Raw genomic sequence first — 23,102 nt, forward strand, 5'->3', positions numbered from 1 at the left:
GGAATTTTTCGTCTGGGGCGGTCTTTGGCGAAAGATCGCTTCGTCGCCAAAGCCTCGCTGCGCAGCCTTTGTTGATCCGCCCCCCTAGCCTGATCCCGACGATCACCTGGAGGGGGACCCATGGCCTATGATGATGTGGTGAGCGCTGAAGACGCCGGCGCGCGCTTCGTGGTCCTCGATCCAGCCGACGGCAGCGTGATTGCCCACGCGCCGGATCTTGGTGTTGAAGCGGCCGACGCGGCCGTTCTGCGCGCCCGCGAAGCTTTTGAAGCCTGGAGCCGCCGCTCGGCCTTCGAGCGCGCCGCCCTCCTCCTTCGCTGGCGCCAGAGCCTCGAAAGCCAGGCCGAAGACCTTGCTCGCCTGATCACCCGCGAGCAGGGCAAGCCTCTGGCCGAAGCGCGCGGCGAAGTCGCCTACGGCCTGTCGTTCATCGACTGGTTCGCCGCCGAGGGTCTTCGGCTGCAGGGGATGACCATCCCCTCGCATCTGGAAGGCTCCAGCCTCACCGCGCAGCCCGTCCCGCTCGGGGTGGCGGCGGCCATCACGCCCTGGAACTTTCCCTTCGCCATGATCACACGCAAAGCCGCCGCCGCCCTGGCGGCCGGATGCACCGTGGTGGTCAAACCGTCGCCGGAGACGCCCCTGACAGCGCTCGCCATCGAGGCGGCGGCGCGCACCGCGGGCCTGGAGGCTGGCGTCTTTTGCGTCCTCACCGGCCGCGACGATGCGCTGGGCTCGGCCCTGGTGCGCCACCCCAAGGTCTCGGCGGTGAGCTTTACGGGCTCCACCGCGGTGGGCCGACGGATCCTCGCCGAAGCCGGCGTCAAACGGGTGCTGCTGGAGCTGGGCGGTCACGCGCCCTTTATCGTGATGGCGGATGCAGACCCGGTCAAAGCCGCGGCCGACTGCGCGGCGGCCAAGTTCGTCACCTCCGGCCAGGACTGCCTGGCGGCCAACCGCATCTTTGTCCACCGCAGCCTTGAAGAGGTCTTTGTCCGCGAGTTGACCGCCCGGGCGCGCGCTTTACGCGTCGGGCCGGGCGACGCGCCGCAGACCGATCTTGGGCCGCTCATCCATGAGCGCCAACTCGACCATTGCCTGGAGCAGATCGAGGACGCCCTGGCCAAGGGCGCGCGGCTTGTCACCGGCGGGCGTCGCCTGCCCGGCGCCGGCGCCTTTTTGGCCCCCACCGTTCTTGCCGACGTCAACGAGGACATGCGCCTCTTTCATGAGGAGACCTTTGGTCCGGTGGCGCCGGTCATCGTCTTTGACGACGAGGACGAGGTCGTGCGCCGGGCCAATGACAGCACCTATGGGCTGGCCGCCTACATCCAGACCCGGGACCTGGAGCGCGCCCGTCGCCTGCAGAGCCGGCTCGAATACGGGATGGTCGCGGTCAACACCGCCCGCATGACCGGCCCGCCGGTGCCGTTCGGCGGACTGAAGGCCTCAGGCCTTGGCCGCGAAGGCTCAAGTCAGGGCCTGCGCGACTTCACCGACATCAAATATCTTTGCCTTCACCACGGATGAGCCTCTTGTCGAACCCCATCAACGCCGAGCGCCGCAACCTCTCCATGGAGGAGATCGACCGGTCCAGCCTCATCCATCCGTTCACGCCGCTGAAGAGCTATGCGCAAGGGCAAGGCCCTGCGACCCGCGTGGTCACGGGCGGCCAGGGCGCCTGGATCCATGACGCCGACGGCGGCCGCCTGCTCGACGCTTTCGCCGGGCTCTATTGCGTCAATGTCGGATACGGCCGCACTGAGATCGCCGATGCGATCGCCGAGCAGGCCCATAAGCTGGCCTACTATCACGCCTACGCCGGCGCCACGAACGAGCCGGCCGTGCGCTTGGCCGAAAAGATGCTCGCCAAGGCTCCCGGCGACATGCAGCGCGTCTATTTCGGGCTGTCGGGGTCAGACGCCAACGAGACCCAGGTCAAGCTGGTCTGGTACTACAACAATGTCCTGGGACGGCCGCAGAAGAAGAAGATCATCGCGCGGCGCCGCGGCTATCACGGCGGCACGATCATGTCGGCGGCGCTGACCGGCCTGGATGTCTATCACGCCGGCTTCGACCTGCCGTTCGGCCCGGTCCGTCACACCACCGCGCCCCATCACTATTGGGAGGCGCGCGACGGTGAGGACGAGGCGGCGTTCTCGGCGCGATGCGCGGCGGAGCTTGAAGTGCTGATCGCAGAAGAAGGCGCCGACACCATCGCCGCCTTCATCGGCGAGCCGGCCCTGGGCACCGGCGGCATCGTCCCGCCCCCGGCCGGCTACTGGGCCGCGATCCAGGCGGTGCTCAGGAAGCACGACATCTTGCTGATCGCCGACGAGGTGGTCTGCGGCTTCGGACGCCTTGGCGCCGATTTCGGCTGCCAAGTCTATGACATCGAGCCGGACCTGATCACCGTGGCCAAAGGCCTGACCAGCGCCTACCTGCCCCTGTCGGGGGTCATGGTCGGCCCCAAGGTCTGGTCGGTGCTGCAGGCGGGTGAGGATAGCTACGGCGCCTTCTCCCATGGCTACACCTATAGCGCCCATCCGCTGTGCGCCGCCGCCGGCCTTGCCAATCTCGAACTGATCGAGCGCGAGGGGATCATCGACAATGTCCGCGAGGTCGGACCCTACCTGCTTGCAGGCCTGCGCGACGCCCTGGGCGCTCACCCGCATGTGGGCGAGATCCGTGGGGCGGGCCTGCTCGCCGCCGTGGAGTTCGTGGAGGACCGCGCCGAAAAGAAGCGGTTCGAACCCGCCCGCCGGATCGGCGCGGCTGTGTCAGCCGCCTGCGCGCAGAACGGCCTCATCGCCCGCGGCATGCCCGGCGGCGACATCCTGGGCTTTGCGCCGCCGCTGGTGCTGACAAGGAACGATGCGGACGCCATCGTCGAGCGGACCGTAAAATCGGTGACGGCCGTTCTCGGAACGTAGAGCCATGCAAGGACTGGATGCGATCGAGACGCCGGCGCTCTTGCTTGAGGAGATCAAGCTGGAGGCCAATCTGGCACGTTTGAGAGAGGTGCTGTCGGCCTGGCCGCAGGTTGAGCTTCGGCCTCACATGAAGAGCGCCAAGTCTCTGGCCGTGGCGCGTCGCGTGCTTCCGGCCGGCGGGCCGATCACAGTCTCCACCCTGGCCGAGGCCGAATACTTCGCCGACCACGGGTTCGACGACATTCTCTACGCCGTCGGCCTCGCCCCCTCCAAGATCGATCGGGCGGCGAGCCTGGCCGCCAGGGTTTCGCGCCTTGGGGTCATCCTCGACAGCCGTGAGGCGGCGGCCGCCCTGGCGGCCGCCGCACCCGGGTTCGAAGGGCGCTTGCGTGTCCTGATCGAAATTGACAGCGACGGTCATCGCAGCGGCCTTCGTCCAGACGATCCTCATCTTCTTGAGGTGGGCGAGGTGCTGGCCGAAGCGGGCCTTCTGGGAGGGGTCCTCACCCATGCGGGCGAGAGCTACGGCTCGCGAAACTTCGATGATCTGAAGCGCTTCGCAAGGTTGGAGCGCGACCAGGCGGTCCTGGCGGCCGATCGCCTGCGCGCCGGCGGACTGGAGTGCAAGACCGTCAGCATCGGCTCGACCCCCACGGCCCTGTTCGCCCAGGACCTTGCGGGGGTCACGGAGATGCGCGCCGGGGTCTACATGTTCCAGGACCTGGTCATGGCGGGCGCGGGCGTCTGCCGCCCTGAGGACATAGCCCTTTCGGTGCTTTGCGAAGTGATCGGCCATCAGGCCGATCGCGGCTGGGTGGTCGTCGATGCAGGCTGGATGGCCCTGTCGCGCGACCGCGGCACTCAGCGCCAGGCGGTCGACCAGGGCTATGGTCTGATCTGCGACATGCAAGGTCGCCTGATCGACGACCTGGTGGTCATCAACGCCAATCAGGAACACGGCGTGATCGCTCGCCGGGACGGGGGGCCTTTGCAGAGCTCAGATTTTCCGGTCGGCGCACGGTTGAGGATCTTGCCGAACCACGCCTGCGCCACCGCCGCGCAGCACAAAGCCTATGCGCTCGTGCGCGACGGCCGCGTTGTCGATCATTGGGAGCGGTTTGCGGGATGGTGAGCCGACGATCGTTTGTGACCGGTGCCCCGGCGGCCCTGTTGGCGGCAAGCGCCGTCGAAGCTGTTGCGGCCAGGCCCTCCGGCCCTTCCGGTTTCAGCGCCGGGCAAAGCGCGGCTTTGGAGACGCTGCTGGCGAGCCTGACCTCACGGGAGGGTCCTGGCGCCGCCCTGGCCGTCCGACGGCTCGATGGCGCGACCTGGCGAGGCTTCCAAGGGCTCGCCGACCTGGAGAACCGCGTCCCGATCGGGCCGTCCACACGCTTCCATGTGGCCAGCGTCTCCAAGCAGTTCACCGCCTACGCCGCCCTTCGCCTGGCCGCGGCCGGACGTCTGGATATGGATGGCGAGCTGGGCGCCTATCTGCCGGAGCTGCCGGAGTTCGACCAGGCGATCAGCCTGTCCCAGATGGCCTGGCATGTGAGCGGCCTGAAGGACCAGTGGGCGCTGCTGACGCTTGGAGGGCGCGACTGGGGCGATGTCCTCAACCAGGCGCGAATATTGCGTCTGGTCGCCCGCGTCCCCGAACTGGATTTCGCGCCAGGCTCCGCCTACGCCTATTCCAACACCAACTACACCCTCCTCGCCGAGATCGTTCAGCGCGTCAGCGGCGCGCCGTTCTGGCGGCACATGCGCGACGAGGTCTTCGCGCCACGAGGCATGTCGAACACGGTCGTCTATGACGACGTGACCGCCGTTCTGACCTCCAGGGCTCAGTCCTACACTGCCGACGGCCAAGGCGGATGGAAGCGATCGATCCTCTCCTACGCCAACTTCGGGGCCACCAGCGTCCACACCACGGTCGACGATCTGCTGACCTGGGGCGGCTATCTTCTGCGGCCGCCGGCGGCCGACCAGGCGCTGGCAAGCCAGATGCTCGCTCAAGGACGGCTGAACGACGGCGCGGCCATCGCCTACGGCCATGGCCTGATCCACGATCAGCTTGGCGGCCATGAAGCATTTGTCCATTCGGGCAATGACGCCGCCTTCAACGCCTATTTCGCCATCGTGCCTGCCGCCGGTCTTTGCGTGGCGGTGACGGCCAATACGCGTATGGACGTGCGCAAGCTGGCCGACGAGATGGTGCGCATCGTCGCCGGCGCCGGCGAACACCAACCGCGTCGGACGACGCGCTCCAGCGCATCCGCTGGTGAGCTGGCCGGCGTCTATGTGGGCGGGGCCATGGGGCAATGCCTCTTCGTGGTCGACACCCCGCCAGGCGTCGAGCGTCGCCTGGCGCCGGGCGTCAGCGGAACGCCGCTCACAGCCGTTGACGGCGAGCTTGTCCGGCTCGACGCCGACGTGCGCCTGAGGCCGCGCCGGGACGCGGGCGGCGCGGTGACCGGACTTGAGGAGACAGACGCCTCCAACCCCTTCCATCCGACCAAGACACTCTGGCGCCGGGTCGGCGCGTCGGCGCCCAAGCCCGCCAGGTTGCAGCAGCTGGTCGGCGAATGGCGCAGCGGGCCTTTGGACATCACCTACCGTCTGGACGTCGTCGACGGCCAGTTGGTGATCAGCGACCTTTGGGGCGCGCGGCGCGTGATTTTGCTGGCCACCGACCAGGACCGCTTCGACGGCGCCGACGGGGTCTTGCGCACCTTGCAGATCATTCGCGGCGCGGATGGCGACGTCGACCACATCACCCTGAGCACCGGACGCGCCCGCGGCCTGCGCTTCGACCGGGCTGCGTGACCGCAGCCCGGCTTTAGCCTTTAGAAATCCACGTCCACGCCCAGGCCGGCGTCGGCCGCCAGGTCGAGCGCCAGCCTGGCCATGACCAGGTCCTGCAGGCCAAGCCCCGTGCCGTCATAGAGGGTGATGTCGCCAGCTTCGATGCGCCCGGCCGCCCGACCCGCCGCCACAGCGCCAAGAAGGGTGAGGGCCTCGGCAGTCGCGCCGTGCTGGCCTTCACCAAGGGTCAGGGACTGGTCGATGGAGTCGGTGAACAGCCGCGCCCGCGCAAGCAGGGCGGCGGGGACCTCCTGCTTGCCGCGGGTGTCGGAGCCCATGCAGGAAAAATGCGTTCCGGGCCGCACGCTGGCGGGATCGAACAGCGGCGTCGTCGAGCCGGTGATGGTGATCACCACATCCGCGCGCGAGACGAGCTCGTCGGGCGCGGTCGCCACTTCCACCGGCGCCGAGATGCGTCGCGCCAGAGCCTCGGCGGCAGGCAAGGATCGGTTGGCGACCAGGACCCGCTCGAACCGTCGGGCCGCCAGGGCGGCCTCCACATGCCAAAGCGCCTGACCGCCCGCACCGATCACCCCCAGCGTGGCGGCGTCCTTGCGGGCCAGAAGATCGATGGCAAGGGCGCTGGAGGCGGCGGTGCGAAGCGCGGTGATGATGTTGCCGCCGACGAGCGCGGCGCAGCGGCCGGTATGCGGGTCGCTAAGGACGATGGTCGACTGGTGTCGGGCCAAGCCCAGGGCGGGGTTGTTTGGCCAGTAGCCGCCGATCTTGAGACCAAGAAGCTCTTGCGGGCGGCTGACGCCGGCCTTCACGCCCCAGACGCAGTCGCCGATCCCCGGCCGCTCGCGGATGACATGAAAGTTGTCCGCCTCGCCCGTGGCCAGCTCGATGAACAGCCGCCGCATGGCGTCCAGCGCGATGGCCGGGGTGAGGATCTGCGCGCACTCGGCGTCGGAGATCACGCGGGTCTGGGACAACATCAACGGAAACGCTCCATGCCGGCCAGGGCCTGCGCCACAGCCTGACGGCTTCGGAACAGCACCATGGCCTTCCAATCATCGAACTCGGGATAGAACTGCGCGCGCATGGCCGCCCGGGCCGTGACGCCGCCAGGGCTGTCGGCCAGGCCGTCCCCATAGGCGTGGTGCCAGTGGTCCAGGCGATAGGCCCTGCGGCTCGCCTCCTGGTCGAAGGTGCCAAACTCAAGGCACGCATAGACATAGCGGCCATCGCCGCGCAATCGCTCCCAAAAGAGCTGCACCGTCCCATTGACCGGCACCGAGTAGGATGTGCCCAGGGCCGGGCTTGTAAGGCCCGGGCCGAACATCGCCTCGGCAAGATGATGCGACAGGTCGGTCGGCGCGTTCTCGCACTGCAGCTCGCCGTAGCCGTATGGGCCAAGGCCTGTGTGCAGGTCGATGACGGTTACGAAGTCACGCTGCTCCAGGGCGCAATCTTGGGCGATGATTTCAAGGATGCGCCGGGGACCGGACGCCTCAGAGCCTCCGTAGAACATTCCTTTGGGATCGACGTACTGCCCGCTCTTGCGCGCCACCTGAAAGGCGTGCTCACCCATCGCCTGGCGCAGATCGGTTAGCGCCGCTTCGGCCGCTTCGAGGGCTTCCGGCTCAAGCGAGCGCGGCAGCAGATGTTCGGCCAGGTCCAGATAGCCGGGGTTATGCGGCGCGGCCTTGTCGAAGTCGACGAAGTTGCGGTTGAGGTCGCAGCCTTCTTCAGTCACCCGCCGCTCCCAGGCAAAGCCATAGGCGTTGAGGGCGTGCACCAGGACAATGGCCTGGCCGGGCGCCAGGGCAGGCGGGCGGCGCGCAAGGTCGACCTGCACGCCGGACCCGCAATAGCCTTCCACGCCGTGGACGGCGCTCAGGACGACCAGAACCTCGCGCGCGTCGCGCGGTCCGATCCAGGCGACGTCGGTATGAAGCGCCTGGCCCTGGGGTCCGCGCGCGGCGCTTGGATAGCTTCTCCAGCTTTTGGCGGCGCTCATGAAGCGACGCCGCGCATCTTCATAGTCGTGGGCGAAGGCGTCGCGTACGGGGTTCACCAGCAGATCGTCCAAACTGTCCATGCGGGCAGTCTAGCGTCAGGGACGGCCCACGGTCTCATCGTCAGGCCGCCTGCGGCGCGAAAGCTTCTTGCGATGTCGCGCGAGCGCGACGCAGCTTCTTTGGAGGCGCTTCGTCACCCTGCATCATCGGCCGGTGCACAGGCGGCCGTCAGGTGAGAAGGAAGTCATGAACGCCGCCGCCATTCTTCGATTCACCCTCGGCGCTTTGGGCGCGGGGCTTCTCGCCACCTCGAGCCTGGCGCAGTCCGCACCCCAAACAGCCCAAGACCGGGCGACCCAGGACCAGGCGACCCAGGACGGGTTTGGGGTCTATCCGCCGATTCAAGGTGAAGCCTACTCCCGGTACGAGCGCCGCTCGCTCTATGTGCCGACGCGCGACGGGACGCGTCTGGCCGTGGACGTCTTTCGTCCGATGAACGCCCAGGGCGTGGAGGCGAGGCCTCTGCCGGTGATCTTCTACTACGCCCGCTACTGGCGCGCCCGCCGCGCCGCCGACGGCGCGGTGCAGACCAATCTGGGCGTCCTGATGAAGGGTCAGAGCATTGGTCCGCTCACGGCGCGCGATTCCAGCGGCCGCCTGATCTTCTGGGATACGGGACGCGAGTCGGTGCCCGAGCTCATGCGCCGCGGATACATCTTCGTGCGCGTCGAAGGTCGCGGCGCCGGCGCATCGGAAGGCGTTCGGCTGGCCGACTTCACCAAACAGGAGGCCCAGGACGGCGCGGACATGATCGACTGGATCGCCAAGCAGCCATTCAGCAACGGCAAGGTCGGCATGATCGGCGGCTCCTATCCGGGGATCATGCAGTTGAACGTGGCGGCCGAAGCGCCGCCGGCGCTGAAGGCGATCTTCCCGGCGGCGCCGGCCTTCGATCTCTACCGCCTGGCCACCGGCGGCGCCGGCGTCCTGCACAAGGGCATGCTCGGCTTCTCCGCCTCCCAGGCGCGCAGCGACGGACTGGAAGGATCCTCCGTGGTTGCGCAGCTGGCGCCGGTCGACGCCGATCCGGAAGCCGCCGAGCTGGCGAAAATTCTCAAAAGCCGCGCCCAGAACACTCCGCCAGGCGTCGTGGAGCGGGCCGTCCAGGCCATGGCGCCGGATTTTTCGCAAGGCGTGGCCGCCTTGGCCCAGCGCTGGGGCGTGGGCCTCGCCGAGGCTTTGGGCGTCATCATGGATGAAGCCCAGTTTGAAGCGCGCCTGGCCGACGACCCGCAAGCCCAGGCCATCGCCCTGAAGAGCCTGACGGTGCATCGCGATGCGCCGGCCTTCACCGATCCGCTCAGCACCGGACGCCGCTCGCCGCACCTTCTTTTGCCGCAGCTCAACGCAGCCAGGATCCCAACCTATGTGTGGAGCGGCTGGTACGACATGGACACCAGCGGCGCCGCTCTGCTGGCCCGCAATCTGACCGGCCCGACCAAGCTGACGATCGGCCCCTGGAGCCATGGCCCCAACGAAGACAGCGGCCGCCACACCAGTCCGCTCGTGGCCAATGAGGCCAAGGCGAGAGAACTGCTCACCGCCGAGGCGATCCGCTGGTTCGACTACTGGCTCAAGGGCGTCGACACAGGGGTCATGTCCGAACCCAAGGTTCATGTGGGTTACACCGCGGCGTCGGGCGACATCGCCTGGCGGGCCCAGGCGGGCTGGCCCCAACAGACCTCGGACGTGGCGCTTTATCTGGGCGCCCGTGGCGGTCTCGCCGACAAGCCCGGCCAAGGCGCCGTGCGTTTCACCGCCGACTACACCAAGACCCTGGGGCGCCAGTCGCGCTACCACGACAGCTTCAGCGGCGCCCCGGAAATGGCCTATCGCAACCTCAACGCCCACGCCGAGGGCGGCGCACTGAGCTTTGAGACCGCGCCCTTGAGCCAGGACCTCCTGGTCGTTGGTCATCCGATCATCGAGGTTGCAGCGCGATCCAGCGCCGCGGACGGCGATCTGTTCTTCACTCTCGAGGCGGTCGGCGCCGACGGCGAGGCGGCCTATGTGACCGAGGCGGTCATGCGGGCGTCCCATCGTAAGCCGGGAGCGGCGCCCTATGACGCCGCCGGGCTTCCGTACGCCCTGGCCACGACCGCGGACGCCAAGGCCGCCGCGGCCTTCAACGCCGCCCCGGCGGTGATGAAGGCCGAGATGCAGCCCACCGCCTACCGCTTTGCAAAAGGCTCCCGCATCCGCCTAGTGGTCACCGCCGCCGACGCCGACAACTACATCACCACGCCCCTGACCCCTGCGCCCGCCCTTGAGCTTCTGCTGGGCGAAGGGTCTGTGCTGCGCCTGCCCAAGGCAATGCCCTGACGGCGCGCGGGGATTCTTTTGTCGGTCGTGTGACAGGGGGAAGAATAGCCGGGCCAGAGGCTTGAGAAAGGCAATCTCCAACGTCCGCGAGAGGCAGACTTCTCCTGGCCCACCCATGGGGAACTGCGGTGGGCGACGCATTTGGACGGCCGTGTGACGCCAAATTCGCCGGCGTCGGCGGCCCCACCGCAAAGGGGGATACCAAGATGAAGACATGGATTTACGGGGCGAGTCTGCTCGTCCTTGCGGTGGCGGCCTCCCCCGCCAGCGCAAAGCAATCGGCCGACACGGCGACCGTCGACGAAGTCATCGTCACCGGCACGAACATCGCCACCAGCAACACCCGCCTGATCACCAACCCGACCCCGGTGGACGTGCTCAGCGAGCAGACCTTCCGGCTGACCTCCGCGGAGTCGGTCTCCAACCTGCTGAAGGCTCAGCCGATCTCCGTGGGGGCCGCGCTGGCGCCCACCAACAACGAGTATTCGGGCGGCGGCTCGTCGATCAATCTTCGGGGTCTTGGTCACGCCTACACCCTGGTGCTGGTCAACGGTCGCCGGTTCGGCGGCGAAGATGTCCCCGACACCGACGCGGTGCCCGCCGAAGGCGTGGCCAGCGTCGAAGTCCTCAAGAACGGGGCCTCGGCGATCTTCGGCTCCGACGCCATCGCCGGCGTCGTGAACGTCAAACTCAAAGACCATTTCGATGGGGTCGAGGTCTTCGCCTCCTATGGCAACACCACCGACGGCGACGCCAGCTACAAGCGCGGCGGCGCCGTGCTGGGCAAGATCGGCGACAACTATGGCATCGTTGTCAGCGGCGCTTACGAGCAGCGCAACGGCATGACCAAGTGGGACCGTGAGCTGACCGCCAGCCGCGATTATCGCGCCCGCGGCGGCGCCGATCGCCGCAGCACGTCGGTCACCGTGCCCAACCGCGTGGTCGTCAACGGCCAGACGCTGATGCTGAACCTTGCGGGCCTGGCCCCGGGCGCCACGGGGACCGCGGCCAACTACATTCCCCGCAGCCAGAACATGGCGGTCTCGACAAACGAGGACGGCGCCTTCCCGCCCACGGAAGGCTTCAGCAGCCATTGGGCGGCGCACTACGACGTTCTCGACGAGCGCTTGGTGCTGTTCACCGACGGCTACTTCAGCAGCCGCGATCAGAAGTTCGTGGCCCTGGACTCCCCGATTGTCTCGGTGACCGCCCCGGCCTCCAACATCTACAACCCGTTCGGCGCGACCGCCTCGGTCGTCTACAAGTTCGGTCCCAACGAATTTGGCCCGATCACCGAGAACTTCGACGTCACCAACGTGCGCGGCACGGTGGGCCTGCGCGGCCTGATCAACGGCTTCTCCTACGAGGCCGGGTTCACGCGCTATCAAAAGACGGTCAAGGAAGAGTACCTGAACGACATCTCGCTGGCGGCCGCCCAGGCCGCGGTGAGCCGGCCCGGCGCCACCGCCTTCAACCCGTTCGGCTACTACGCAAACTCCGCCGAGCAGCTTGCGGGCCTCAGCCCCACGGCGCGCTACAAGCAGGTCAACCGCCTCGACACCTGGCACGCCAAGGTTTCCGGCGATCTGTTCTCCCTGCCGGCCGGCAAGGTCCAGTTCGCCGCCGGCGGCGAGTTTCGCGACGTGAAGTACAACTTCGATTCCGACGCGGTCTGGGCCAGCACCACCTACTGGTGGCTGAGCGGTCCGCGCATGGACAGCCTGCAGTCTCGTGACGTGAAGACCGTGTTTGGCGAGCTGCGCGTGCCGCTCTACGCCAATCCGGACTCCAAGGCGATCAGCTCGGCCGAGGTTGGCGGCGCCATTCGCTACGAGGACTACAGCGACTTTGGCGATGCGACGGTCAAGCAGGCCAACGCACGCGTCGGCTTCCTGGAGGAGAGCCTCTATCTTCGCGCCTCTTGGGCGGAATCCTTCCGCGCGCCTTCGCTGGCCCAGCTCTACCAGCCGCAGACGCGCAACACCGAGCCGGGCGGCTTCTTCTACGACCCCGTGCGCGGCGGCAATTTCCCGGTCGACCGCCTTGTCGGCGGCAATCTGGGTCTTCAGCCGGAGCGCGGCGAAAGCCTGAACATCGGCGTCGTGTTCGTGCCCAAGGCGATCCCTCGCCTGTCGGCCAGCCTGGACTACTGGCGCGTGGAGATCACCGACCTGATCGCGGCGCCCGACGGCCAGGCGCTGCTCAACGGCTCCTCGCCCAGCGGCACGATCACACGTGACCCGGTCACCCAGTATCCGACCCTTGATCTGCGCCTGTCCAACGGCGGCGACCGCACCGCCGAGGGGATCGATCTTGGTCTCTACTATGGGCTGCCGGCCATGGACCTTGGTCAGGTGAACCTGTCGTTCAACGCCACCTTGACCACCAAGTTCGAAGATCGCGCCGGCGCCGTGCGGGTTGATCGTCTGGACAACTACAGCGCCACCTTCGGCCCTATTCCCGAACTGCGCTGGGTGGCGGGCGCGACCTGGGTGAAGGATGGCTGGGAAGCCGGCGCCTATGTCCGCTACACCAGCGGATACAAGGACGTCCTGCCCGGCGTCGCCGATCGCCGTGTCGAGGCCTACACCACCGGCGATCTGCAGGTGGCCTATACCTTCGAAGGCGCGGACGATGGCTACGGCCGCTGGCTGAAGAATGTCCGCGTCCACGCCGGCGCCGAGAATGTCTGGGACGAGGCCCTGCCCTTCGTCGCCAGTTCGACGGACGGTTGGGATCGCTTCCTGGCCGACTTCCGCGGCCGATACCTCTATCTGGGCTTCTCCAAGCGCATGTAAGGATCGAGGCCGGCCCGCATGTTCGCATGCGGGCCGGCTTGGCCTTCTTGTCATTCACAGCGCCCCCGGGAGGACGCCATGCTCATCCGGCTTGCAACCTCGATCATCGCAACCTGGATGATGGGAGCCGGTGTCGCCGCGGCCTGCGATCTGAAGTGCGTCGAGACCCGCACAGCGCCCTTTACGGCTGACGGCCTCGCCGAGGCCCTGGCCGACATCACACCCTCGCGCACCAAGGTCCTGTGGCTGGACGCCCATCGACTGGCCTATGTCAGACCGCGGCTTGGCGATGCGACGCTCACCCTCATCGACGCACGCCGCCCTCATCTGCGCCGAACGCGGACGGCCGCCAGCCTGGCCGCCCAGATCGGCATGACCGCCACGCCAACACAGCTGAAAAACCTTCAACTGATCGCCGTCGAGGGCGGGTCGCTGCGCCTGGAGCTGGCCGGGCAGTCCCTGCTGTTCTCCCCCGCCGAAAACCGGGCCAGACGCGCGACGCGCGACCCTTCTGCGGCGATCTCGCCTTCCGGCGAATGGGAGGTCCGTACGCGCGATCACGATCTCTATGCGAACGGCCCAAAGGGCCCTGTGCGGCTCAGCCATGACGGCGAGCTATGGCGCAGCTTCGCCGGCGCCATGTCCGAAACCCAGCCGAGCGACAGACCCGTTGTCGAAGGGCGCGCGGACGCCGCGCCGCCCCGCGTGGGCTGGATCGGACGGGGTCCCAAATTCTACATCCAGCGCCAGGACCTGCGCGCCACCGGCGCGCTTTGGATGGTCAATTCGCTGGCCTCGCCGCGTCCTCGCCTGATCACTCAGAAGTATCCGCTTCCGGGCGAGAGCCCCCTGCCCGTTTCGGAGCTTTGGGTTTTCGACGCCGAGACTGGCCAAGGACGCCAGATCGATACGGGCGGTTGGACCCATGTGGGCAACCTCGATCCGGGCGCCGGCGGCGTGTGGCCCTCCCGGGATGGGCGGACCCTCTATTTTGCGCGCATGGACCGCGGCTATGGGCGGGTTCAGCTTTGCGCCGCGGATCTGGAGACGGGCGCCGTCAGGGTTCTGGTCGACGAGCATCCGGCCGGCGGCTCGTCCATCCGAATGGCGGACTTCGCCGAGCTGAAGTCCGGCTTCGTCTGGAAGACCGAGATCGACGGCTTCCATCACTATGCCCGCTATGATGCACAAGGTCGCTTCAAAGCGGATCTGACCCCTGGAGAGATGTCTGTGCGCGACATCGTCAGGGTCGATGAGACGCACGGCGAGCTTGTCTATCGCAGCTTCGACGACGCAAGGGTGCGCAACCCCGCTCAGATGCGGCTGCGGGCCGCCAGCTTGTCCGGCGGCCCGTCCAGAGCGCTGGACCTTGAGGACGCCGATCACGACGTGAGCCTGTCGCCAACGGGCCTTTATTGGACCGATACTGTCTCGCGCGCCGATCTCGCGCCGACCCTGATCTTGCGTACACGCACCGCCAAGGCCGTCCCCCTGGAGCGCTCCGATCTGGGCAAGCTTGAGAAGACCGGCTGGCGGGCGCCCGAGCGGATACGGGTTCTGGCGGCTGACGGCGCCACGCCGCTTTACGGCGTGCTTTGGAAGCCGATCGGACTGGACGCCGGCAAGACCGCGCCGATCGTCGCCGACGTCTATCCTGGCCCTTCAGCGGAGAAGGTCCCGGTGATCTTCAACCCCATCGATCCGAACTACTCGATGGCGCAGCTGGGACTGGCCGTCTTGAGCGTCGGCCAACGCGGGGGAATGTCAGGGCGCGGCAAGGCCTATCACAGCTATGCGCGAGCCTTCGGCTCCGTGCGCGACTATCCCGTCGCCGACAACATGGCCGCGCTGCGCGCAGTGGCTCAAAGCCACCCTCAACTCGACATCGACCGTGTCGGCATCATCGGCCATTCGGGCGGGGGCTTCATGGCGGCCACCGCTCTTCTTCTGGAGCCCAAGTTCTACAAGGTCGCCGTCGCCTCGAGCGGCAATCACGACAACAATCTCTATGAGATGGGCAGCGGTGAATTTCATTTCGGCGCGCCAAAGGACGGTCCTGCCGGCGGAGCCTTGGGCTACGCCGTGAACCAAACCCTGGCGTCACGACTTGAGGGCGACCTTCTTTTGATCCACGGCGATCTGGATGAGGATGTGCCGCTTGGGTCCACGCTTCGGCTGATGAGGGCGCTCATCGACGCCGGCAAGAGCTTCGACACCCTCATCTTGCCAGGAGACGGTCACAGCTTTCCCGCTGCGGACGCGCGGTATGTTCGCCTGCGCAGTTGGCGATATCTTCTGCAGCATCTGGACGCGAGCGCGGAAGCTAGGGTCCAGTAGTTCTCACGCATCTTCTCCGTCGGGCAAGTACCGGCCTTCCTTCAGCGCGCCGCTTTATGATGATCCAGGACCGCTGCTCGTCGAGGCCGAGGCGGGCTTTCGTCGCTGCTGCAATCTCGACGGCCAGATCGGGAACCGAGGGCGGCGTGTGCGTGATTGGGGAGAACGATCACGACGGTATCGCCCTGGTCATTCTCGGTGGACGACCGCACAGGGACGGTCTTTTTCGCCTTCTTCCTGGCCACGCTCTGCGTGTTCGCGCCAAAGAGTATCGGATCACTAGACCTGGCTGAGGTTCCGGGAACGCCACGCGGTGCTATTTCAGTTCGGCGTCGAACTTGTCCGAGCCAGGAGCGGGCTGGGTGGACCGGATGGCGTGAAGATCGGCCTCAGTGAAATCATCAAGACCAAGCACCTCGCGGTCTCGGCGCTTGAGGCGATGATACTCACTGGCTGAAATCACCACGATGAGATTCCGCCCGTTGCGCGTAACCGTCACCGGATGCTGCAAAGCCAGATCTTGATAATGCCCGGGGCTCTTCTGAAATTCCGTAGCGCTGATCCGAACCATATCCTCATCGGCTCCATACATACGTAAATTAGAGCAAATCGACAAAGTTGTTGTCGGGCGCCGGGAAGCTGGGCGGAACTCGCCTTGGGTGATCCAGGCTCGATCGGAAGGAAAGTTGAGGCCTGAATACCCTGATGCCAAGGCGGCTTAACGGGACAGCTCCCGGTCCTGGTCCCTATGCCTGGCGGCGACCCGCTCGAGCGATCTGATCGTCTCGATGGATCTGGCCTCCTCCACCAACAGCTCCCTGCGCGTAAGCGGCGCTGGCATCCGGGCCACATAGTCCTGCAGCCGCTTGGCCAGATCCCGATCCTCGTGCGAGTCCATTCGCAAAAGATCGTCCGCGATCAGGAGATACTTGTCGCGTACCAGCCGCTGCGTCGATCTGATCCGCGCCTCCCAGGGTCGGCTGGCTACTGAGCGGCCTTTGACGATGTCGGACGCCTCATTGATCGACGTTTCGATGTAGCGCGGTTCAGGAGCGCGTCCTTCGATATGGGCGGTCTCCAGGGCGTGGACGCGTCGCTACAGGGGCTTCTCAGCCACACCGCGGACCCAGCGAGGGGCGGCTTCAGCCTCTACGCCCTGCGCGCGCAGAGCCGCCGCGAAGGCCTCTCGCATCCGGTCGAGGGCCTTGCGGTCAAAGTGAAGTTGGCGGCCTTCGTCGTCCTGCGCCCGGACCGATACATGCACATGGGGATGCGGCTCGTCGTCGTGCCTGGCCAGGAGCCAGGACGTTTCATTGAACTGGCCGGCGACGAAGTCGGACGCGGCCTGGAACACCGGCTCGCGCGAGGTGCCCGGCGGCATGGACGCGATGAAGCTGTGGGCCAGACTCATCTGGTTGTCGCTGAAGTAGCGATCGGCGACCCATTCCTCGCACCGTTCCTTAATCTCCGCCTTGCCGACCACACGAGTCCCGTCCGGCCCCTCCAACGGCAAGCGGCCGTCCCGTGAGATGTAGTTGAGGTTCTGCTTGAGCTGACGGATCGTCTTTGGCGCTCCGATGTGGCTGACCACCGGGGTGGGGGCATACGAGGTCAGGCGCATCAGGGCCGCCCGAAATCGCGGCGACCGAAGCGTCTCGGGCGTGATCCGCGCCGGGTTGCGCAGCTGGCGCCAGACATCTTCAAAGCCATGCGCGTCCCTAAAGTCCGTCATCGCCTGCCTCCCAATAGAGGTGCACCCCGGCCATGGCCGCGCGTAGCGCCGACAGTTGGCGACGAGCGTCTTCATAGGCGTCGACGAGCTTGCGATGCTCCGCTGGCGGCAGGCCGTCCATCGCCGAGCGTTTGGCGATCTCCCGCAAGATCGCCACGATCCGCTGCAGCTGGTAGCGCACCGCGCTGTTGGCCCTCAGCTCCTCAGGCGCCAGCTGGCAGCCGCGCTGAAGGCGGGCCAGGGCAAGGCTGCGCAGCCACCCTCCCCGTTTCATGCCCGCGGATCTGGCCGCGGCATCCACGGCCGCCAGGTCCGGTTTTGAGAACGACACCGTCACCTGGACGTCGAGGCGCTCGGCGCCCCGAATTGCGGCGGCGGGGGAGAGCCGCCGGGGCGGCCTTGGCGCCATGATGATCAGGCGACGCAGGGCCTCTTCACTTCCACCCGCGTCTTCCACGAACTGCAGCCACCGGCGGCTGAGCGCCTTGGGGACCCGAACAAACTGATCTGACGGCTCGAACGGATGACCGCCATGACCGACCGCACTGGCGCGGCTGTCACTCATGCACCTCTACTCCAGCGCCCCCGCCGGCACCGCGCGCTGACCAGGTTCAGCGCGTGTACTTCTTCGTAAAGCACAATTTGAGGTTGCTTTTGGTCGCGCCGGACGTCAACCGCGAAAACTCGGTACTGTTGCAGTCACGGACTTGGGGCCGCTCAGACCGACGGTGCGGGCTCGGCGGAGAAGTCGGCCAGATCGGCGATCAGCCCTTTTGCCGACAGAGCCACCAGCTCGCCGCCCTTTTCGGGGGTGGCTAAGGCCGGGTCGGAACCCATGCGGCCGTCGTTGTAGCGGGCGCGGAAATCCAGGGCCTCGCGGATCGGGCCGGTGGGGGCGATCTTCGGCGCGTAGTCGGCGGTCTTGATGGCGTGGGGATAGGCCCACTGGGTCACGGCGATCTCCGACGGGGTCGCATGGCTGCCGTGGCCGGTCGGGAACTGACGGTTGGCCAGGGCATGGACGCCCGGCAGGTCCCACCAGTTCTTCAGCTTGCAGGCGAAGCCTGCGCTGCGGCCCGTGAAGCTGTAGTCGGCGTAGATCTCCGAGAAGGCCGCCTCGATCGTGGCGACGTTGCCGCCGTGGCCGTTGAGGAAATAGATCTTCTCGAAGCCGTGGCCGGCGAGCGAGCGCACCCAGTCGCCGATTGCGGCCATGAAGGTCGAGGGGCGAAGCGAGATGGTGCCGGGGAAGGCCAGGTGATGCTGGGCCATGCCGATGTTGAAGGTCGGCGCGACCAGGATGTCGGCGGTCTTCTGGGCTTCGGTGGCGATGATTTCGGGGCACATCCAGTCGGTGCCCAGGAGCCCGGTGGGGCCATGCTGCTCGTTGGAGCCGATCGGGACGACAACGGTCTTGGACCGGGTCAGAAAGGCCTCGATTTCGGGCCAGGTCGACTGGTGAAGCAACATTCCGCGCGCCTTGTTCTTCGAAGCCGTATGCGGCGCGGTCGTAGCCCCTAACGGCGGGGGCGGAAAGGGGGCTTGGCGCCCCCTCGGCGGGGTCTTACAGCGCCGCCTGCACGAACATGATGATCGGCAGAACCGCCAGGGCGAGGCTGGCGAGAAGCGCGGTGTTGTTCACGGAAGCGAACATCGTCGTATTCCTTGGATTGGTCCGCGAAGCCTTAGAGAGCTTGCACGAAGACGAAGAGGGGAAGCATGGCGAGAGCCAGGCTGGCGAGCAGGGCGGTGTTGTTCACTTGGTTGGTCATTTTCGTTTTCCTTCAGTCTTGAATGGAGCGCCGCGGCCCCGATGACTGAGTGAATACGCCGCACGCCGGGCGAAGTCCCGTTAAGGCTGCGTCATGACCTCGATGTAAGAAAGTGACTGCTTTGTAAGGGTTTAGGGCGCCTCGGCGACGTCCGGCGAACCGGTCTGCGCATAGCGCCCGAGCCGGCCGAACTGCTCGGCCAGGACCCCGTCCACGGCCGGCGCCAGCTTGTCCAAACCACCCGGCACGTAGCCGCCAACCGTATAGGCCCAGCTCAGCTTCGTGCCCTGATCGACCGGCTCAAGCCGGATCGTCAGCCCGCCGCCCGCACCCAGGGTCTGGAATGGGCCGAGCGCGCCCCAGAGACGAAGCTCCTCGCCGGGTTTCACATAGCTGACCAGCATGTGGAGCGCCCCGCCCTCGGCCGCGATCTCGCAGAAACAGCCGCCGGGCTTCAGGTCGAGGCTCAGGTTCGAGGCCTTGCCGAACCAGCTGTGGTCGCCATTCCACCAGCCGCCAGGCGTGGACAGGGCCGCCCAGACCTTCCGCGGCGGGGCGGCGATCCGGGCGCTGGCGGCGACCTTGAAGCCGTGGGGCTGGGCGTCGACCACCGCGGCTCCGGCTTGGCCGGCGAAGAGGGCCGAAGCGGCCAAGGCAAGGACCATACGCTTCATGAGCTTCACCCCGCAAAATGGGAGGCGGAGGATCATCGCCTCCGCCCCTCCCGTCAGATCTTGTCCGGGTAGATCGGCGCGATGTCCACGGGGATGTCGCCCAGGCCGCCGACCACCTTCCTGGCGTTGTCGTCCAGTCGGGCGTGCTGGTTGAAGAAGGCCTCCATGCCGGTGCGGTCGCCGGTGGCCTGCAGCCGCACGAGATCGGCGGTCAGGTCACGTATGGCGGTCTCCATCTTGGCTTCGTCGACTCGGAAACGGCCCGCGCCGGCGTCCCAGACGAGTGCGCCCTTGGCCTTCATGTAGCCGAACTGCAGCGCGGCCCCGCGGCCGTGCGCCTCCTCCGCCCCGAAGCGCACGGCGCGGAAGATGCCGGCGGCGTAGGTGTTGAGAAGCTGGCGCTTCTCGGCGGCCGGCAGCTCGTTCTTCTGCATCATGAACAGCAGATTCCAGGCGCCCATGACGTCGGCCTTGGCCTCCTCGCTCGCCGAATAGATGCTGGTCAGCTCGGCGTTCACGGTGGTCTTGCGGCCGTTCACGACGATGGAGCCCGGGCCGAGGCTGTGAGCCAGCTCGTGGAAGAGGGTCTCCAGGGTCATGTACTTCTTGGTCACCAGGGCGGCCTGATCGGCCACCAGGATGCGGCTGGCCATGGGCGCCAGGATGCGGTCGTACTTGGCGCCCAGCACGTTCGACAGGATGACCTTCTTGGCGCCCTTGGCCTCACGCACCCGCTCGTCATTGGGCAGGTTGAAGGCGATGGTCTGCGGGCCCTGCAGATTGTCTCCGCCGCCGCGCACCTGCTCGGCCACGGCGATGGGCGAGTCGCCGCCGCGCTTGAAGTTCTTGTAGGCGTCCGGGACCGGGAGGTTCGCCTCCATGGCCGGAAGATAGGCTTTGTACTTGTCGAGGGCCGAGCTCTCGGCCGGGTCCTTCAGGGTGACGAAGGCTTCGAAGGCGGTCTTCGCCGCCATGATCTCGTCCGTGTACACTTCGTACGGGCCGATCGCGACTTCGATGGGGGTGTCCTTCAGGTCCATCCAGGCCATCTCGGACTCGAAGTAGTCGTTGGTGCGGAAGGCCTTGGCCCGCAGGGTCAGGAACGTCTTGAGGCTGGGATTGGTAGTGACGCCGGCCGCCTGCTCCAGAAGGGCGGCGGCCTTATCCAGCTCGGCCTTGTACTCTGTGGAATAGGGAACGGCGACGAAGCGGTCGCCCTCGCGTTTGACCACCGTGTAGCCGTCGGTCAGGGCGGCCTTCTGGTCGGGATGGGCGGCCAGATAGGCCTCGAACTGCGCCTTGGTCATGCCGGCCGGATAGAAGCCGTGGCCCGGCCCCTCGCCGGCCGACTGTTTGGCGTAGATCGTGGTCATCACGTCGGCGGCCTGGATCAGCAGGTTCACCACCTGGCGCTCCTCGGCGCTCAGGAAGGCGGTGTTCACCTCCATCCGGATCGAGGCGAATTGCGTCGTCGCCGGCTTGGACGCGGCGGCGGGCGGGGTCTCGGCCTTGCGGTCGCAGGCGGCGAGACCGCCGGCCAGGACGAACAGGGGCGCGAGAGCGATCAGTTTGCGCATGGCGTTTCCGTCTCCTTATCGGGACGGATGTGGCGACCGTTCCGCGGCCGTTGCAAGGCGCATCGTGCGGTCCTGACACAGGACGTGCGCCTACTCCTCCACCTCCGGCTGGACCAGGAAGTGACCGCGCAGGGCGGCGATGGGCGCGCCGCGTTGCTCCTGCCAGGCCTCCACATGCACATTGGCGATGCGACGGCCGATCTTGTTCAGCTTGGCCCGGGCGTAGGTGGTCAGGGGCCGGCCGGAGCGCAGGTATTCGATCGACACGTCGATGGTCTTGGGTTGGCTGACCAGGGGCTGGGCGACCATCAGCTGGGCGATGGCGGTGACCTCCATCATGGCGCCCAGCACTCCGCCGTGCAGAGCCGGCAGCATGGGATTGCCGATCAGGTGCGGCGAGGCCGGCATGATGACGGTCATCTCGTCCCCGGCCAGCTCGGCGCGCAGGCCCAGGAACTTCACATAGGGAATGCGGCCGAGAACGGCGGCGAGGCGGTCGCTCTCCTCGGTCATTTAAACGCCCCTCGGCGGCTTGAGATTGGCGCCGGCTTTGCGGCCGGCGCTGGAGTCCAGCATGAAGGCGGCCTGGGCGGCGGCCACGGGATCCTCGGGATCGACGTCGTAGGCCACGGCCCGGACGAAGGCCACCGACCGGGTCAGCTTGTAGCAGTGGGCGCGGGCCAGGATGTCTTTGCCCGCCACGGCCGGGCGCATGTAGTCGATGCGCAGATCCAGGGTGGCGATGGAGGTCCAGGTCTCCATGGCCGCGTGGACGGCCTGGCCGCAGGCGTGATCGAGCAGGGTGGTGACCACGCCGCCGGCGATGACGCCGGTTTCCGGATCGCCCACCAGCTCGTCGCGGTAGGGGACCTTCAGCACCGCGCCGCTGGGGTCGATGGACAGGGTCTCGAGCCCGAGGGCCGCCGCCTGGGGGCTGCCCTTGTTCATGCCAAGGGCGAGATTTCGGAACCGTTCGAGGTCTTCGCTCATACTCTAGGCTTATAGCGCCCGAGGGGTTCATATCCAGACCGTGCTGAAACCCGAAAGCCTTCTGTGTCCCAGGCCCGACGGCCTCTACTGCCCGCCCGGCGACTTCTACATCGACCCCGTGCGGCCGGTGGACCGGGCGGTGATCACCCATGGGCATTCGGATCACGCGCGCTCGGGCCACCACGCGGTGGCCGCCACGCCGCAGACCCTGGCGATCATGGGCGAACGGTACGGCCGCGACTTCGCCCATACGGTTGAGCCCATCGCCTATGGCCAGACGATCACGCGCAACGGGGTGGAGATCACCTTGGTCCCGGCCGGGCATGTGCTGGGCTCCGCCCAGGCGGTGATCCGATGGAAGGGCCTGACCATGGTGGTCAGCGGCGACTACAAGCGTCGGCGCGATCCCACCTGCCCCGCCTTCGAGCCCGTCCCCTGCGAGGTGTTCATCAGCGAGGCGACCTTCGGCCTGCCGATCTTCCGCCACCCGCCGGACACCGAAGAGATCGCCAAGCTGCTGAAGTCCGTGAAGCAGTTTCCGGAGCGGGCGCATCTGGTGGGAGCCTACGCGCTTGGCAAGGCGCAGCGGATCATCGCCCTGCTGCGCGAGGCGGGGTGGGAGCGGACCATCTACATCCACGGGGCGCTGGAGCGGCTTTGCGCCCTCTATCAAGCGCATGGAGTCGAGCTCGGCCCGTTGGCGCCCGCCACCACTGACGCCGCGAAGGGCGATTTCGCCGGGGAGATCATCGTCGCCCCGCCCTCGGCCTTGCAGGACCGTTGGTCGCGCCGCTTTCCCGATCCGGTGGGCGCCTTCGCCTCCGGCTGGATGCGGGTGCGGGCCCGGGCGCGCCAGCGGGGCGTTGAGCTGCCGATCATCCTGTCCGACCACGCCGACTGGGACGAGCTGACGGCCACGATCAGCGAACTGTCGCCAGGCGAGGTGTGGATCACCCACGGCCGCGAGGAGGCCCTGCTGCGCTGGTGCGAATTGCAAGGCGTCAAGGCCCGCGCCCTGGCCCTGGTCGGCTACGAGGATGACGAGGACGACGGGTAGCCGAACCGCGTTTGGTCTGCGCAA

At 67.1% G+C, this 23,102-nt stretch carries 18 protein-coding genes and 1 pseudogene; 8 read left to right on the plus strand and 11 right to left on the minus strand.

All coding sequences use genetic code 11. The annotated features are described in order from the left end of the window. Positions 1-120 precede the first annotated feature (120 nt). The 4 genes from P7B02_RS06645 to P7B02_RS06660 all read left to right on the plus strand — a co-directional run bounded on the left by P7B02_RS06645 (position 121) and on the right by P7B02_RS06660 (position 5,756). Positions 121-1,530 (plus strand): NAD-dependent succinate-semialdehyde dehydrogenase, encoded by a 1,410-nt coding sequence (locus tag P7B02_RS06645; protein ID WP_277785538.1) that lies wholly within the window; start codon positions 121-123, stop codon positions 1,528-1,530. A gap of 5 nt (positions 1,531-1,535) precedes the next feature. Then, positions 1,536-2,933 (plus strand): aminotransferase, encoded by a 1,398-nt coding sequence (locus tag P7B02_RS06650; protein WP_277785539.1) that lies wholly within the window; start codon positions 1,536-1,538, stop codon positions 2,931-2,933. Between the two features lie 4 nt (positions 2,934-2,937). Next, positions 2,938-4,065, plus strand: a complete 1,128-nt coding sequence (locus tag P7B02_RS06655; protein ID WP_277785540.1) for an alanine racemase — start codon at positions 2,938-2,940, stop codon at positions 4,063-4,065. Positions 4,066-4,181: 116 nt separating this feature from the next. After that, on the plus strand, positions 4,182-5,756 hold the full coding sequence (locus P7B02_RS06660) for a serine hydrolase domain-containing protein (protein ID WP_277785541.1): 1,575 nt from the start codon (positions 4,182-4,184) through the stop codon (positions 5,754-5,756). Between the two features lie 20 nt (positions 5,757-5,776). Here the strand turns inward: P7B02_RS06660 and P7B02_RS06665 are convergent, their stop codons facing one another. Together P7B02_RS06665 and P7B02_RS06670 are read right to left on the minus strand one after the other, a co-directional pair. Further along, positions 5,777-6,733 (minus strand): ornithine cyclodeaminase family protein, encoded by a 957-nt coding sequence (locus P7B02_RS06665; RefSeq protein ID WP_277785542.1) that lies wholly within the window; start codon positions 6,731-6,733, stop codon positions 5,777-5,779. After that, positions 6,733-7,839: a DUF2817 domain-containing protein gene (locus P7B02_RS06670; protein WP_277785543.1), complete on the minus strand. Its 1,107-nt coding sequence runs from the start codon at positions 7,837-7,839 to the stop codon at positions 6,733-6,735. The genes P7B02_RS06665 and P7B02_RS06670 overlap by 1 nt, the downstream gene beginning before the upstream one ends. Positions 7,840-8,005: 166 nt before the next feature. On the opposite strand from P7B02_RS06670, the gene P7B02_RS06675 reads away from it, so the two are divergent. The 3 genes from P7B02_RS06675 (at position 8,006) to P7B02_RS06685 (ending at position 15,276) form a co-directional block, all read left to right on the plus strand. Next, positions 8,006-10,141, plus strand: coding sequence for a CocE/NonD family hydrolase (locus P7B02_RS06675; RefSeq protein ID WP_277785544.1), 2,136 nt, complete (start codon positions 8,006-8,008; stop codon positions 10,139-10,141). A 206-nt stretch (positions 10,142-10,347) separates the two neighbouring features. After that, positions 10,348-12,939: a TonB-dependent receptor plug domain-containing protein gene (locus P7B02_RS06680; RefSeq protein WP_277785545.1), complete on the plus strand. Its 2,592-nt coding sequence runs from the start codon at positions 10,348-10,350 to the stop codon at positions 12,937-12,939. A 78-nt stretch (positions 12,940-13,017) separates the two neighbouring features. Next, positions 13,018-15,276 (plus strand): S9 family peptidase, encoded by a 2,259-nt coding sequence (locus tag P7B02_RS06685; protein WP_277785546.1) that lies wholly within the window; start codon positions 13,018-13,020, stop codon positions 15,274-15,276. 316 nt (positions 15,277-15,592) lie between these two features. Here the strand turns inward: P7B02_RS06685 and P7B02_RS06690 are convergent, their stop codons facing one another. The 9 genes from P7B02_RS06690 to P7B02_RS06730 form a co-directional block, all read right to left on the minus strand. Next, on the minus strand, positions 15,593-15,847 hold the full coding sequence (locus tag P7B02_RS06690) for a type II toxin-antitoxin system Phd/YefM family antitoxin (protein WP_277785547.1): 255 nt from the start codon (positions 15,845-15,847) through the stop codon (positions 15,593-15,595). A gap of 147 nt (positions 15,848-15,994) precedes the next feature. Then, entirely contained in the window at positions 15,995-16,174 is a 180-nt protein-coding gene (locus P7B02_RS06695; RefSeq protein ID WP_277785548.1) for a hypothetical protein, read from the minus strand. Between the two features lie 198 nt (positions 16,175-16,372). Further along, the gene (locus tag P7B02_RS06700; RefSeq protein WP_277785549.1) at positions 16,373-17,008 is read right to left on the minus strand and encodes a relaxase/mobilization nuclease domain-containing protein; all 636 of its coding nucleotides are present in this window, start codon (positions 17,006-17,008) and stop codon (positions 16,373-16,375) included. Further along, complete coding sequence (locus P7B02_RS06705; RefSeq protein ID WP_277785550.1) at positions 16,995-17,573, minus strand: hypothetical protein; 579 nt, start codon at positions 17,571-17,573, stop codon at positions 16,995-16,997. The genes P7B02_RS06700 and P7B02_RS06705 overlap by 14 nt, the downstream gene beginning before the upstream one ends. 152 nt (positions 17,574-17,725) lie before the next feature. Beyond that, the gene (locus P7B02_RS06710; RefSeq protein ID WP_277785551.1) at positions 17,726-18,478 is read right to left on the minus strand and encodes a creatininase family protein; all 753 of its coding nucleotides are present in this window, start codon (positions 18,476-18,478) and stop codon (positions 17,726-17,728) included. Positions 18,479-18,911: 433 nt separating this feature from the next. Beyond that, positions 18,912-19,454 (minus strand): SRPBCC family protein, encoded by a 543-nt coding sequence (locus P7B02_RS06715; RefSeq protein ID WP_277785552.1) that lies wholly within the window; start codon positions 19,452-19,454, stop codon positions 18,912-18,914. A gap of 53 nt (positions 19,455-19,507) precedes the next feature. Beyond that, on the minus strand, positions 19,508-21,031 hold the full coding sequence (locus P7B02_RS06720) for a dipeptidyl-peptidase 3 family protein (RefSeq protein WP_277785553.1): 1,524 nt from the start codon (positions 21,029-21,031) through the stop codon (positions 19,508-19,510). 90 nt (positions 21,032-21,121) lie between these two features. Next, positions 21,122-21,544: a PaaI family thioesterase gene (locus P7B02_RS06725; protein WP_277785554.1), complete on the minus strand. Its 423-nt coding sequence runs from the start codon at positions 21,542-21,544 to the stop codon at positions 21,122-21,124. Further along, a complete protein-coding gene (locus P7B02_RS06730; protein WP_277785555.1) occupies positions 21,545-22,021 on the minus strand; it encodes a PaaI family thioesterase in 477 nt (158 codons plus the stop codon). It lies immediately after the preceding gene. A 27-nt stretch (positions 22,022-22,048) separates the two neighbouring features. On the opposite strand from P7B02_RS06730, the pseudogene P7B02_RS06735 reads away from it, so the two are divergent. Continuing rightward, positions 22,049-23,078 (plus strand): annotated as a pseudogene (locus P7B02_RS06735) (ligase-associated DNA damage response exonuclease); the annotation flags it as partial. Positions 23,079-23,102 lie beyond the last annotated feature (24 nt).

The sequence above is a fragment of the Caulobacter segnis genome (assembly GCF_029543125.1).
In the GTDB taxonomy this organism is placed as follows: Bacteria; Pseudomonadota; Alphaproteobacteria; order Caulobacterales; family Caulobacteraceae; genus Caulobacter; species Caulobacter segnis_D.

Excerpts from the sequence above, each read along its gene's own strand:
- P7B02_RS06645 (WP_277785538.1), top strand. The coding sequence starts at position 121 with ATGGCCTATGATGATGTGGTGAGCGCTGAAGACGCCGGCGCGCGCTTC.
- P7B02_RS06655 (WP_277785540.1), top strand. The coding sequence starts at position 2,938 with ATGCAAGGACTGGATGCGATCGAGACGCCGGCGCTCTTGCTTGAGGAG.
- P7B02_RS06665 (WP_277785542.1), bottom strand. The coding sequence starts at position 6,733 with ATGTTGTCCCAGACCCGCGTGATCTCCGACGCCGAGTGCGCGCAGATC.
- P7B02_RS06670 (WP_277785543.1), bottom strand. The coding sequence starts at position 7,839 with ATGGACAGTTTGGACGATCTGCTGGTGAACCCCGTACGCGACGCCTTC.
- P7B02_RS06675 (WP_277785544.1), top strand. The coding sequence starts at position 8,006 with ATGAACGCCGCCGCCATTCTTCGATTCACCCTCGGCGCTTTGGGCGCG.
- P7B02_RS06680 (WP_277785545.1), top strand. The coding sequence starts at position 10,348 with ATGAAGACATGGATTTACGGGGCGAGTCTGCTCGTCCTTGCGGTGGCG.
- P7B02_RS06685 (WP_277785546.1), top strand. The coding sequence starts at position 13,018 with ATGCTCATCCGGCTTGCAACCTCGATCATCGCAACCTGGATGATGGGA.
- P7B02_RS06690 (WP_277785547.1), bottom strand. The coding sequence starts at position 15,847 with ATGGTTCGGATCAGCGCTACGGAATTTCAGAAGAGCCCCGGGCATTAT.
- P7B02_RS06695 (WP_277785548.1), bottom strand. The coding sequence starts at position 16,174 with ATGGACTCGCACGAGGATCGGGATCTGGCCAAGCGGCTGCAGGACTAT.
- P7B02_RS06700 (WP_277785549.1), bottom strand. The coding sequence starts at position 17,008 with ATGACGGACTTTAGGGACGCGCATGGCTTTGAAGATGTCTGGCGCCAG.
- P7B02_RS06705 (WP_277785550.1), bottom strand. The coding sequence starts at position 17,573 with ATGAGTGACAGCCGCGCCAGTGCGGTCGGTCATGGCGGTCATCCGTTC.
- P7B02_RS06710 (WP_277785551.1), bottom strand. The coding sequence starts at position 18,478 with ATGTTGCTTCACCAGTCGACCTGGCCCGAAATCGAGGCCTTTCTGACC.
- P7B02_RS06715 (WP_277785552.1), bottom strand. The coding sequence starts at position 19,454 with ATGAAGCGTATGGTCCTTGCCTTGGCCGCTTCGGCCCTCTTCGCCGGC.
- P7B02_RS06720 (WP_277785553.1), bottom strand. The coding sequence starts at position 21,031 with ATGCGCAAACTGATCGCTCTCGCGCCCCTGTTCGTCCTGGCCGGCGGT.
- P7B02_RS06725 (WP_277785554.1), bottom strand. The coding sequence starts at position 21,544 with ATGACCGAGGAGAGCGACCGCCTCGCCGCCGTTCTCGGCCGCATTCCC.
- P7B02_RS06730 (WP_277785555.1), bottom strand. The coding sequence starts at position 22,021 with ATGAGCGAAGACCTCGAACGGTTCCGAAATCTCGCCCTTGGCATGAAC.